General features: G+C 68.1%; 11 protein-coding genes. 7 read left to right on the top strand and 4 right to left on the bottom strand.

Annotation, left to right across the window (positions count from 1 at the left end; translation table 11 throughout):
* Position 1: 1 nt before the first annotated feature.
* On the top strand, positions 2–877 hold the full coding sequence (locus QU603_RS14775; RefSeq protein WP_308492134.1) for a carbohydrate ABC transporter permease: 876 nt from the start codon (positions 2–4) through the stop codon (positions 875–877).
* 38 nt (positions 878–915) lie between these two features.
* Here the strand turns inward: QU603_RS14775 and QU603_RS14770 are convergent, their stop codons facing one another.
* Genes QU603_RS14770 through QU603_RS14760 form a run of 3 tightly spaced genes read right to left on the bottom strand, consistent with a single transcriptional unit; the run spans position 916 to position 2,838 of the window.
* The gene (locus tag QU603_RS14770; RefSeq protein ID WP_308492133.1) at positions 916–1,527 is read right to left on the bottom strand and encodes an energy-coupling factor transporter transmembrane component T family protein; all 612 of its coding nucleotides are present in this window, start codon (positions 1,525–1,527) and stop codon (positions 916–918) included.
* Complete coding sequence (locus QU603_RS14765) at positions 1,521–2,228, bottom strand: energy-coupling factor ABC transporter ATP-binding protein (RefSeq protein WP_308492132.1); 708 nt, start codon at positions 2,226–2,228, stop codon at positions 1,521–1,523. Before QU603_RS14765 ends, QU603_RS14770 begins: the two co-directional genes overlap by 7 nt.
* A 13-nt stretch (positions 2,229–2,241) precedes the next feature.
* The gene (locus QU603_RS14760) at positions 2,242–2,838 is read right to left on the bottom strand and encodes a biotin transporter BioY (RefSeq protein WP_308492131.1); all 597 of its coding nucleotides are present in this window, start codon (positions 2,836–2,838) and stop codon (positions 2,242–2,244) included.
* A gap of 57 nt (positions 2,839–2,895) precedes the next feature.
* On the opposite strand from QU603_RS14760, the gene QU603_RS14755 reads away from it, so the two are divergent.
* Positions 2,896–3,477, top strand: coding sequence for a TetR/AcrR family transcriptional regulator C-terminal domain-containing protein (locus QU603_RS14755; RefSeq protein WP_308492130.1), 582 nt, complete (start codon positions 2,896–2,898; stop codon positions 3,475–3,477).
* Positions 3,478–3,540: 63 nt separating this feature from the next.
* On the opposite strand, the gene QU603_RS14750 is transcribed toward QU603_RS14755, so the two are convergent.
* Positions 3,541–4,674 (bottom strand): glycoside hydrolase family 172 protein, encoded by a 1,134-nt coding sequence (locus QU603_RS14750; RefSeq protein WP_308492129.1) that lies wholly within the window; start codon positions 4,672–4,674, stop codon positions 3,541–3,543.
* Between the two features lie 153 nt (positions 4,675–4,827).
* On the opposite strand from QU603_RS14750, the gene QU603_RS14745 reads away from it, so the two are divergent.
* The 5 genes from QU603_RS14745 (at position 4,828) to QU603_RS14725 (ending at position 12,559) form a co-directional block, all read left to right on the top strand.
* Positions 4,828–5,817: a LacI family DNA-binding transcriptional regulator gene (locus QU603_RS14745; protein ID WP_308492128.1), complete on the top strand. Its 990-nt coding sequence runs from the start codon at positions 4,828–4,830 to the stop codon at positions 5,815–5,817.
* A 106-nt stretch (positions 5,818–5,923) separates the two neighbouring features.
* Complete coding sequence (locus tag QU603_RS14740) at positions 5,924–7,414, top strand: FGGY-family carbohydrate kinase (RefSeq protein WP_308492127.1); 1,491 nt, start codon at positions 5,924–5,926, stop codon at positions 7,412–7,414.
* Entirely contained in the window at positions 7,411–10,005 is a 2,595-nt protein-coding gene (locus QU603_RS14735; RefSeq protein WP_308492126.1) for a GH116 family glycosyl hydrolase, read from the top strand. Before QU603_RS14740 ends, QU603_RS14735 begins: the two co-directional genes overlap by 4 nt.
* Positions 10,002–11,633, top strand: coding sequence for a fucose isomerase (locus QU603_RS14730; RefSeq protein ID WP_308492125.1), 1,632 nt, complete (start codon positions 10,002–10,004; stop codon positions 11,631–11,633). Before QU603_RS14735 ends, QU603_RS14730 begins: the two co-directional genes overlap by 4 nt.
* Entirely contained in the window at positions 11,633–12,559 is a 927-nt protein-coding gene (locus QU603_RS14725) for a hypothetical protein (RefSeq protein WP_308492124.1), read from the top strand. The genes QU603_RS14730 and QU603_RS14725 overlap by 1 nt, the downstream gene beginning before the upstream one ends.
* Position 12,560: the final 1 nt, after the last annotated feature.

Raw genomic sequence — 12,560 nt, 5'->3', positions numbered from 1 at the left:
CATGGCCACCCTCGCACAGCAGATCGCGCCGGCCCGTCGACGCTCGAAGCACTCGACGGCGTGGTGGTTCTACACCATCGGCAAGGCGATCGTCGGGGTCGTCTTCGTGCTGGCCGCGCTCTTCCCTCTGCTCTGGCTGTTCATCGCCGGCTTCAAGTCGAAGACGGAAGTCATCTCCACGCCGTTCCAGTTCTTCCCGGATGTATGGAAGTGGCAGAACTATGTGCAGATCCTCGGTGATCCGACCTTCCTCGTGACGATGGGATGGACGTTCCTCGGAGCGGTCCTGTTCACCGTGCTCGCGCTGACCGTCAACTCGTTGGCAGCATATGCCTTCGCTCGGCTCGACTTCCGGTTCAAGCGCACGCTGTGGGTCATCGTCATCACCACGATGTTCATCCCCGGCATGACGATCCTGCTCACGAGCTTCATCGTCGTGACCGACCTCGGCATGCTCGACAGTCTGTCGGTGCTGGTCATCCCGGGAGCCGCTACTGCGGCGATGATCTTCTTCATCCGGCAGTTCTATCTGAGCATCCCTTCGAGTCTCGAAGAAGCGGCGATGCTGGACGGCTGCGGGCGCCTGCGCATCTTCTACTTCCTTTTCTTGCCCCTGTCCAAACCACCGTTCGTGGTCATGGGCATCACTGCGTTCCTCGCGTACTGGAACTCCTACGTCTGGCCGATCCTGACGATCACCAGCCCTGAGAAGTTCGTCGTGCAGCAGTACCTCGCGACGTTCCGCACCGGGCGAGGCAGTTCCGAGCTCGGCTTGCTCATGGCGGGATCGGTCCTTGCTGCGGCCCCCGTGATCATCCTGTTCCTCATCTTCCAGCGGCAGATCATCGGCAACATCAAAATGGCCGGTCTGAAATGACACGCGCGGCGTGACGTCGGGCTGACGAGCGGAGGCGGCTACCGCACGCCTCGGGCAGCCAGCGCGTCGCCCAGCTCGTCGGCGTGCTTGAGCGACATCACCAGATAGGGCACGGCGAAGTGGCGCAGGCTCGCTCGGGCACCGCGCGCCCGCTGTGCGTCGCGCACGTCGCGGGCGATCCGGCCCATCACCGGCAGGGTGCTCAAAGCGACCGTGAGCATGAGCGCGATGCGTGCCGGGTCGAGCCGCACGACCGCCAGCGGGCTGAGTCCTCGCTCGATCGCGTTCAGCAGATCGCTCACGCGCGTGGTCAGGGCGAGAAGTCCCGCCAGCGCGAGCGCAGCGACCACGCGGCCCGTGTTCGCCAGCGCGAGGACCGGTCCGAGAAAGATCAGCTGCCCTACCAGCATCAGTACGAGCACCCATCGCAGCGACCACAGCTGCGCTGCGAGAACGCGCAGCCCCAGCATCCCGTCGCCCAGGCCTGCCGCAGCGAACATCACGACCACGAGTGCAAGGGCTGCGCCGGCCGCCCACAGCGTCGATGGCAGCAGCGAGACCGTCAGCACCAGTGCGGCGATGCCCAGCAGTTTCGGTCCTGCCGGCAGGCGATGCAGGATGCCGGTCCCCGGCCGGTAAAGCGTCAGCATCGCAGGCTCGCTTCGTACTCGGCGACGACCTCTGCCGGCTCGCCGATCGCGCGCACCGTGCCTCCGGCGAACAGCACAGCAGTGTCGCACCGGCGGGCGAGGGCGAGATCGTGGGTGGCGAGTATGAGCCGATGGCCGGCGTCTTCGAAAAGATGATCCGCGATCAGCCGCGCGTTGCGTGCGTCGAGATAGGCCGTCGGCTCATCGGCGATCACCAGATCAGGCTTGCGCACGAACGCCCCGGCGAGGGCGAGCAGCTGCTTCTGCCCGCCGGACAGATCGTGGGAGGGGCGTTCGGTCAGGGGTGTGAGGCCGAACCGGTCGAGCGCCTCGGCGACGCGCTCTGCGATGGCCGCAGCATCCCTCCGGCTTTTCCGCATGCCGCGGGCCCGCCGCTGCGGGCGCAGCGAGAAGGCGACGTCCTCGGCGACGGTGGGCATCACGATCTGCGCGTCGGGGTTGCTGAAGACGACGGCGACCCGCCGGCGCAGCTCGTCGGCGTCGCGCGTCGGGTCCAGCCCGAGCACCTCGACCGTACCGGTCGCTGCGGGCACGAGTCCGGCCAGCAGCCGCGCGAACGTCGACTTGCCCGAGCCGTTCTCTCCGATCACGGCGACTGTGTGTGCGTCGGTTTCGAGCGTCACGTCGTGCAGCGCCTCGACATCGCCGAGGCGCACCGTGACATGCTGCAGACGGATCACAACCGCTGCCGAATCACGCCCACGTGCGGCGGAAGGCCCGCGGATACGCCCTTACGAGCGTCATCGTGATGGCGGTGGCCAGCACGGCTTTGATGAGGTCGCCGGGCAGGAAGACGAGACTGGTGAGGAACGTCTCGGGCAGGGGCAGACGCGTGATGAGTGCCTGCAGCGGAATGCCGAACGCGTAGACGACGGCGATGCCTCCGACGATGATCCCGGTCGCCGTGCGCCACAGCGTCGGCTTGCGCAGACCCGCGTGCACGATCAGGCCGATGACGAACGCGCCGACGACGAACCCGATCAGGTAGCCGGCCGACGGGCCGACGAACACGCCCAGGCCTCCGCGTCCGCCGCTGAGCAGCGGCAAGCCGACGGCGACCAGGCCCAGGAACACGGTCATGGACAACGCGCCGAGCCAGGGACCCAGGATCACGCCGGCCAGCATCACGCCGAAGGTCTGTGCCGTGATGGGCACGGCGCCGAAGATCGTGACGGCACCGGGCAGCCCGAGCACGGCGATGATGCCCGCGAACACGGCGACGCGGGCGATGTCGGTCGCGTCGAGTCGGCGGCGTGCGGTGGCGTGCACGGCGGGGAAGATGTCTGTCATGGGGGATGCCTCTACCTGAACGTTGTTCACCTGAACGGTGTTCACTATAGTGGCGGAGTGCCCCCTATCGACAACCCGCGACGACACTCGCACGATGACGTGGTGCGCACGGCGCTGCGCCTGCTCGACGATGTAGGGCTGCCCGATCTGACCATGCGCCGGCTCGCCGCCGAGCTGGGCGTGCAGCCCAGCGCCCTGTACCACCACTTCGCGAACAAGCAGACATTGCTGGCCGAGGTCGCCGACCGCATCGTGACCGCGCGGCCGGCGGCTGAGGCATCCGGCGATTGGTCGCAGGACGTGCACCGCGCGGCCGGTGCGCTGCGCGACAGCCTGCTCGCGTATCGCGACGGCGCGGAGGTCGTCTCGAGTGCACTGAGCATGGGCCTCGGCGCCGAGGTCGCACGCGAGCGGTTGGCTTCGGCGATCGCGGCCGGTGGTTTCGATGCCCCCACCGTCGGACGCGCGTCGACCGTGGTGCTGCACTTCGTGCTGGGGCACGTGTCGCATGAGCAGCAGCGGCTGCAATTCGACAGCCTCGGCGTGGTCGCCACAGACGCGGTCGGTGATGCGGCTGATGGCTTCGCATTCGGCGTCGACCTGCTCGTCGCCGGGCTGCGCGAGCGCGTATCGGCCTGACATCGGCGACGACGCCCCTCGCGTCTTCGGAGCGAAGGTTGCAGACGGCGGCGGCCGACCGCGTCAGCTCTGCGGCTCGCGCGGCGGAGTTGCGCCGATGTCGGGGACCGGAGCGCTCCCTAGGTGCACCTCCAGGTCGTCGGCCGACGGAGATTTCGGTCGACGGGCCGTGGGCCGATCGAGATAGAACATCGCGGTGGAGGCGATGTCGTCGCGCAACGGCAGGTAACGCCATCCGCTGCGCCAGCCGAGCGCCTGGATGTCGACCTTCGGCAGACCCGTCGTGAAATGGATCGGATCGGCGACGTGCCAGCGATACATGCCGAACCGCTGCTGCGAGACGTAGAGCCCGTCAGGGTGAATGACCTGCGGCATGCCCAGGTACGCAGTGGAGAACGACGTGTAGCCCTGGCCAGGGATGTCGAAGTTCCACGCACCGCCGAAGTAGTCCTCTGTGCCGGTGCCGCAGATGGTCGGGAATTCGGTGTCGTCGTCGAGGTAGAACTTGATCTCACCTTCGCCCCACCAGCCGTTCGAGTTCACGCCCCACGCGAGATAGGTGCCGACATACTGTCCCCGTCCTTCGATGCCCTCGAGGATCGTGTGCGGCACGAGTTCGCCGAGGGGGTTCGAGCGGCGCCACTGTGCGTGGAAGTAGCCTTCGCCTGAGTAGTCGCCGCCGATCTCGTAGGTGATCTGGTAGTAGACGCGCACATCGACGGCCGAGGTGTTCTCGACCGTGAGTCGGGCACCGTCACGGAACGGCATCGGCCAGTACGAGTTGAACCCGCCGTGCGGATTGGCCGCCACCATCTGCGAGTTCACTTGGGCGAACACACCCCAGCCGTTGCAGAAGAAGTCGCCGTATGGCACCTCGACGGCAGGTTCGGCCGCGCCGTCCCAGTACGCGCGCAACACCAGCGTGCGCCAGTTGTCGGTGTGGGTCGTGATCCAGATGTGGGTGATCTTGCCGGCGCCGGTGATGTTCGCAAGGTCGAACGTCTCGCCTGCCTTGATGTCAACGCTGGGCGAGATCTTCCAGCCTGGCCCGAGGTCGCGCGCGCACGATTCGCCGGTGCCGGAGGTGGCACGTCCGCCGCCGCCGGCCGAGCCGTCGAAGTTCTCCGGGGAGATGGATCGGGTCTGCGCCGAGCTCAGGGCACTCAGCGAAGGGAGACCGGGCGACATCGTCGTCATGGCGAGCACTCTTCTTTCATCGAGGGCGGCGGTCGGCTCCCTCGGATCTGTTTGTGAGCCGTATTGGACGACCCACTGTTGCAATCGATTTCATCACTGTATTCTGGACGGGATGCGCTGTCAACGGGCGCAGAACTGCATAGGCGGGGGACCATGGCCACGATCTACGAGGTCGCGAAACTCGCCGGCGTCTCGCCCGCGACGGTCTCTCGGGTGTTCAACGGCATGGGGGTTTCCGCCGAGAAGGTCACTGCCGTGCGCGATGCCGCGCGGCAGCTGAAGTTCAGTCCGAATCGCACGGCGCGGTCGTTACGCCGACAGGAGTCCGAGGTCATCGCGCTGGTGATCCCCGACATCGAGAACCCGTATTTCACCGAGCTCGCTCGAGGTGTCGAGGACGTCGCGCAGAAGGCCGGCTACTCCGTCGTGCTGTGCAACACGGACGCACAGACAGAGAAAGAAGCGCGATATCTGCAGATCGCCATCGCCGAACACATGGCCGGGGTGATCCTCGCCGCAGCCGCCGATCACACGAACCTCGACGACATCATCGCGACCGGGCGGCCTGTCGTCGCGGTCGACCGCGGCACCGGATACGACATCGACGGTGTCGTCATGGCCAACCGGACGGCCGGCCAGGCTGCGACCGAGAGTCTGCTGCAGGCGGGCTATCGCCGCATCGCCTTCATCGCCGGTCCTGCGCACATCGAGACGGCGCAGGAGCGCGCGCAGGGGTGGCGGGCGGTGCTCGCTCGCGAAGGGCTCGACGGCGACGCCGACGAGCTGCTGCGCTTCTCGACGTTCCAGGTGGACGGCGGACGTGAGGCGATGGAAGAACTGCTGCGACTGCCCGCGCCGCCCGACGCCGTCGTGGCCGGCAACAACCTCATCGGCGTGGGAGCGATCCAGGTGCTCACTGAGCACGGCCTCACCCCGCCCGAACTGGGTGTGGCAGTGGTCGGCTCGCTGCCGTTCACGACGCTGTCACCGAGCCTGGTCACGATCGTCCGCCTGCCGGCGCGGCACATGGGCGTGACCGCCGCCACGCTGTTGCTCGAGCGGATCGGCGGCGACCACCAGCCGGCGCGCACCGTCGTCTTGCGCAACGAGGTCCAGCCGGCAACCGTCGCACGCGCGATCTGAGCCCGGTGCGCCCGGTCCCCTCTGTTTCGTCGATTGTGCATGAAATCGATTTCGTGTAGCGTGATCGGCGATCCGGCGCAGACGAGGATCGGTCCAGGAGGTCACGATGCGGTGCACGCTCGGTGTCGACGTCGGCACGTCCACGAGCAAGGGCGTGCTCGTCGACGAGCACGGTGGCATCGTCGCCACAGCCGTCGTCGCGCATGACGTGCAGCGCCCGCGCCCGGGCTGGGTCGAGATGGACGGCGAGATCTGGTGGGACGAGTTCGCCGCCCTCGCCCGCGACCTGCTCGGGCAGCGCCCCGAGGCTGAGGTCGCAGCCGTCGGTGTGAGCGGCATGGGGCCGTGCGTTCTGCTGGCCGATGACCGCGATCTGCCGGTACGGCCCGCGATCCTGTACGGCGTCGACACCCGTTCGGGCGACGAGATCGCCCGCATGACCGCCGAGCTCGGCGAAGACGAGATCACCCGCATCGGCGGTTCACGACTCACGTCCCAGGCGGCGGGACCCAAGATCGCCTGGGTCTTCGACCACGAGCCGGATGCCGCGGCGCGCGCACGGCGACTGTTCATGCCGGCATCGTTCCTCGCGCTGAAGCTCACCGGTGAGTACGTGCTCGATCACCAATCGGCCAGCCAGACCTCTCCCCTCTACGACGTCGAGAACGGGGGCTGGCACGAGCCATGGTGGGACCGATATGCCACGGGCATTGAGCGGCCGAGGCTGCTGTGGGCCGGTGACATCGCGGGTGCCGTGACCGACGCTGCCGCACACGTCACCGGCATCGCGACGGGCACGCCCGTGATCGCCGGCACGATCGATGCGTGGAGCGAGGCGGTCAGTGTGGGTGCGCACGGATCCGGCGACCTGATGCTCATGTACGGCACGACGATGTTCCTCATCGCGACCGATGAGAGCACCCTGCGCACGCCGTCTATGTGGACCACCGTCGGCGCCTTCGCGGGCACGCGCAACCTCGCCGGGGGGCTGGCCACGTCGGGTGCCATCACGGCATGGCTGAAAGATCTCACCGAGGCCGATTACCCGACGCTGCTGGCCGAGGCCGAAGCATCCGGGCCCGGTGCGCACGGCCTCGTGATGCTGCCGTACTTCGCCGGCGAGCGCACCCCGATCCTCGACCCCGATGCCCGCGGTGTGATCGCGGGTCTCACCCTCACCCACACGCGCGGCGACCTCTATCGTGCGGCGCTGGAGGCGACCGCCCTCGGCGTGCGCCACAACGTTGAGACGATGCGCGCCGCGGGCGCCGACATCCGGCGCATCGTCGCGGTGGGCGGCGGCACGCAGGGCGCGCTCTGGCTTCGGATCGTGTCGGATGCCACGGGCCTGACCCAGCAGGTGCCTCGCACGACGATCGGCGCGAGCTATGGCGCCGCATTCCTCGCCGCTACTGCGATTGCGGAGTCGGATGCCACACCGTCGATCGCCGAATGGAATCCGGTCGCCGAGACCATCGTGCCCGACCCCGAGGCATCCCGCGTCTATGACGCCCTGTTCGACCGCTACCTGCGTCTGTACGCCGGCACGAAGGACGTCATGCACGAGCTGGCAGCGCAGCAGCGGGGTGTCGCATGATGCGCCGAGCTCGCGGCATCCCGCATACCTCGGCTCGCGCCGCCTTTCCCCTCGGCGGCATCGGCACCGGCACGGTGTCGCTCGGCGCGCGCGGAGAGCTGCGCGACTGGGAGCTCGAGAATCTGCCCGACAAGGGCCGCCGCAACCCGAATTCGTTCTTCGCGATACATGTGCGTCCGGCAGGCGACATGGGGCCGGCAGCGGTCACGCGCGTGCTCGAGGCGCGGCTGAACGGTCCGTTCGATTGGGATGCCGGTGCCCCGTTCGACGCCCTTGCGGGCCTGCCGCGGCTGGCGGCGGCGACGATGCACGGTGAGTATCCCGTCGTCGACATCGACTTCACCGACGACGTCCTGCCGGTCGAGGTCTCGCTGCGGGCTTTCACGCCGCTCGTGCCGCTGGATCCTGACGCCTCGGGCATTCCCGCCGCGGTCCTGCGCTACACCGTCACGAACACCGCGTCGGTCCCCCTGCGTGTCACCGTCGCCGGCTCGATGAGCCACACGGCCGGTCGGGGCGAAGGCCCGTTCGGCATGCGCGGCACGCAGAGCGTGCGCTGGCGCGACGGCGGCCCTGCCGGCGCCGGAGTGCGCGGTCTCGACTTCGGAATCGACCTGCCGGACGATGACGTCGGGTACGGCACGCTGGCGCTGACTACGACAGACGAATCGACGACCGTCAAGACGCAGTGGGTCACGGGGTTCTGGCCTGACGGTGCGCGCCTGTTCTGGAACGATCTGATCGACGACGGCCTGCTCGGCGACGAGCCGCGTCTCACGCTCGAGGATCGTCCCCGTGGTCTGTTCGCAGAGGGGGACACCGGAACGCCGATGAGCGAGTCCGAGCTGTTCGAGAGGCTCCCCCGCCTGCGTACGGGTTCGCTGGGTATCGTCCACGAGCTCGCCGTCGGCGAGAGCCGCAACTTCGAGTTCGTCCTGAGCTGGTCGTTCCCGAACCGGCGGCGGGGCTGGGGCGGGCACATCATCCTCCACGATCTGCACGGCGACCAGATGGTGCGCAACCACTATGCGACGCTCTGGCCGGACGCGTGGGCGGCGGCGACACACCTGCATGCGAACCTGGCCGACCTCGAGCAGACGACGACGGCGTTCGTCGACGCCCTCTACGGCGGCAGCCTTGACCCCGTCGTGGCCGACGCGGCGGGTGCGAACATCGCCGCGCTGCGATCGACGACGTGCCTCGTGGTGGAGACGCCGAACCCTGATCTGGGCGAAGGGCCGGTGTTCGCCGCCTGGGAGGGCTCATTCGACCATGCCGGTTCGTGCGAGGGCACCTGCACGCACGTGTGGTCGTATGCGCAGACCGTCGCCTGGCTGTTCCCCACGCTGGAACGCAGTGCACGGCGCGTCGAGTACCTTCTCGAGACCGATGCCGAGGGTGCACAGAAGTTCCGCTCGAACCGTGTCTTCGGCTCGCCCGCCTGGTTCATGACTCCCGCCGTCGACGGCCAGCTGGGCACGTTCCTGCGCCTGCACCGGGAATGGCGGTATTCGGGCGATGACGCATTCCTGCGCGAACTCTGGGCGCCGGCGGCGCGCACCCTGGACCACGCCATCCGCGAGTGGGACCGCGATGGCGACGGACTGCTCGACGGCGAGTTGCACAACACCTATGACATCGAGTTCCACGGGATCGATCCGCTTGCCAACTCGATGTTCGTGGCTGCGCTGCGCGCGGGGGCCCAGATGGCTGCGCACCTCGGCGAGAGCGAGCGAGCCGTCGACTGGACCGCGCGAGCCGACCGGGCCGCGGCCGGAATGGACGCCGTGCTGTGGAACGGCGAGTACTACCGTCAGGTGATCGACGATGTCGACGAGCACCGGTATCAGTATGGCGACGGCGTGCTCTCGGACCAGCTCCTCGGCCAATTCCACGCGTTCGTGGGCGGGCTCGGCTCGATCCTGCCGCCCGACCACGTGCGCAGCGCGCTCGGGGCGATCGTGGCCCACAACTTCCGTGCCGACCTCACCGCGCACGAGAGCACTCAGCGCGTATATGCGCTGAACGGCGAGGGCGGCCTTCTGCTGGCCTCGTGGCCGCGCGACGGCGAACCGGCGATCCCGTTCGTCTACTCCGACGAGGTCTGGACCGGCATCGAGCATCAGGTGGCGGCATCCCTCGTCTACACCGGTCGCGTCGAGGACGCGCTGCGCATCGAACGAACGCTCCGCGCACGCTACGACGGCATCGTGCGCAACCCGTGGAACGAGATCGAATGCGGCAATCACTATGCCCGATCGATGGCGTCGTGGGCACTGCTGCTCGCCTTCACCGGGCAGCAGTGGGATGCCGCGACCCGCACCCTGGAATTCGCACCCGCCGTCGGCGTGCCTCTGCGTGCCCTGTTCATCACCGCCACCGGGTGGGGCCGTGTCGAGACCGACCTGAACGGTTTCACACTGCACCTGGAACGGGGTGTGCTCGCCATCGACGAATTGCGCTTCGACGGCACCGTCGTCGGACGCGAGATCCGACTGACCGCCGGCGAACAGCACCGAGGTCGTTTCGACTCACCGCGCTCGCTCAATGGTCGAGCCCAAACTGACCACACACCAACGGAGAAACCATGAGCTACACACTCCCCACCCCGGCCACGCGCCCGGTCGTCGCACCGAACACGGTCTACCTGATCACGTCCGGTGACCTGCGCGAATCGGCCAATGTCGCCGGCTGGCCGGTGCAGGCGGCGACCGAAGCGGCCGTGACGGCCGCGTTCGAGCACCTGGGGTGGAGCGTCGTGCGCGCGTTCGGAGTGGATGCCGAGCGGGGCCACGGCTACATCCGCAGTCAGCGGATGGGCATGGAGGTGTTCAAGAACATCCCCGAGGACGCACCCTTGGTCGTCGCGATCGCCAACTGGCAGTACTCGCATCACGTGCTCGCAGGGTTGCGCACGCACCGCGGACCGATCCTGACGACGGCGAACTTCGCCCCCGACTGGCCTGGGCTGGTGGGCCTGCTCGGCCTGAACGCCGGCCTGACCAAGATGGGCAAGCCCTATTCGACGATCTGGTCGGTCGACTTCACCGACGACTGGTTCCGGGCGGGCCTCAAAGAGTGGATCGAGACCGGACACATCACCCACGACGCATCGCACGTGCGGGATCTGCCGGCCCTGCCGCAGAGTCCCGAGGTCGAGTTGGGCCGGGCCCTCGGCGATCAGATGCTCGCCGACAAGGCCATCATCGGCGTGTTCGATGAGGGATGCATGGGCATGTACAACGCGATCTTCGACGACGAACTGCTCAATCGCACGGGCATCTACAAAGAGCGGCTCTCGCAGTCCGCGCTGTATGCCGAGATGCTCGAGGTCGGCGACGACGAGGCGAACGACGTGTACGACTGGTTGATCGAGCACGGCATGAGGTTCGAGTACGGGCAGGATGCCGCGACCGAGCTGACCCGCGACCAGGTGCAATGGCAGCTCAAGATGTATATCGCGGCTCTGCGGATTGCCGACGACTTCGGTCTGGACGCGGTCGGCATCCAGTACCAGCAGGGTCTGAAAGACCTCGTGCCCGCATCGGATCTGGCCGAGGGCATCCTGAACTCCACGGACCGTCCGCCGGTGCTGTCGCGCGACGGGGCGCGAGAGCTGCACGCGGGTCGGGCGTTCCCCCACTTCAACGAGGCGGACGAAGGCGTCGCAGTGGACGCGCTGATCACCAACCGCGTCTGGACCGCGATGGGGCTCGTGCCCGACACAACGTTGCACGACGTGCGTTGGGGCGAGGAGTTCGACGGGCAGTTCGTCTGGACCTACGAGATCTCGGGGTCCGTGCCAGCGTCGCACCTGGGCGGCTGGGATCACGCGGTCGGCTGGCGACAGGGACACGTGTTCTTCCCCGCCGGCGGCGCCACGATCAACGGCGTCTCCACGCCCGGCGAGGTCGTTCTGTCGCGCGTGTACATCGCCGACGGTGCGCTGCACGCGGACGTGTTCCGCGGCACGGTCGTCGAGTTGCCCGCGGAGGAGTCGCAGCGTCGCAAGGACGCCACGAACCCGGAGTGGCCGGTCGCGCACGTCGTGCTGCACGGTCAGACCCGCGACCAGTTCATGGCACGGCACAAGGCCAACCACGCGCAGTTGGTCTACGCGCCCGATGCCGCCACCGCCGACAAGGCCCTCATCGCGAAGGCCGCCATGTTCGACCGCCTCGGCATCACCGTGCACCTGGTCGGCGACGTCGCGCTGTGATGACCCCTGCCGCCGTGGATGCGACCGGTTGGCTGCGGCCGGTCGTCGGCAGTGGTGCGCGTGAGCCGCGCTGGGGGCACCCTGCCGGCTTGCAGATCGGGCTGCATCCGCTCGGTGGACCGCGCGGCCTGATCCGCGTCTTCGCGCCGTATCTCGATCACCCACGCGACAGGCTCGTGAATTTCATCGCGATCGAGCCGATTCCGGCGGGGTCGCGCGAACGCGGGTACTCAGAGCTGGAGCGGTCGCGATTCGACGACGTTCCGGGGCTGCGGTTCTGGTCGGCGGACGATCCCACCGACATCGCACCGCGCCGCGGGGATGACCCCGCACGCGGTGTGGCCGACGGTGACAGTCTGAGCGTGAGCATCCTCTGCGAGCCCTTCGCCAACGGAGCGGACGTCTGGGTCACCGCTGCTTTCACACGTGATCGTCCGCACGAGGTGCGGTTGGCCGCCTTCGCGCGCGCAGGCTCAGTGGAGCCGGATGCCGTGGTCCTTACGGCCACGATGGGGAACTGGGCGCGGCTGCGCGATCTCGGGCTCCGCACCCGCACGGCGCGTGCGCGGGATCTGTGGCCGTCGTACCGCGGGAGCGGGTTCGCGCCGCACGCGGTCTTCGGGCTTGAGGAGCTGGCGCGCGAGGGCGATGAGGTCGTGGTGCGCGCGCGCCCCGATGAGGTGGACCCTGCACATGCCCGGTATGCCGATGGCACGGCGGACCACTGGCGTTATGTCGGGCGACGGGCGACCCAGGAATGGCGCGTGACGGAGCCGGACCCGGCGTTGCGCGCACAGGTCAACGGGCGCCACACGTACTGGATGAGCGAGAACCCGCTCCCCGGCGGCATCGCCTTCGAGAATTTCGAGCTCGTGGAGCCGTTCCGCCAGGGGCGGACGTTGACCTTCCGCGTCGAACCGCTCTGAA

The sequence above is a fragment of the Microbacterium terrisoli genome, assembly GCF_030866805.1.
In the GTDB taxonomy this organism is placed as follows: domain Bacteria; phylum Actinomycetota; class Actinomycetes; order Actinomycetales; family Microbacteriaceae; genus Microbacterium; species Microbacterium terrisoli.
The sequence above is the reverse complement of the archived record's forward strand: the minus strand, read 5'-3'. Positions and strand labels throughout refer to the sequence as shown.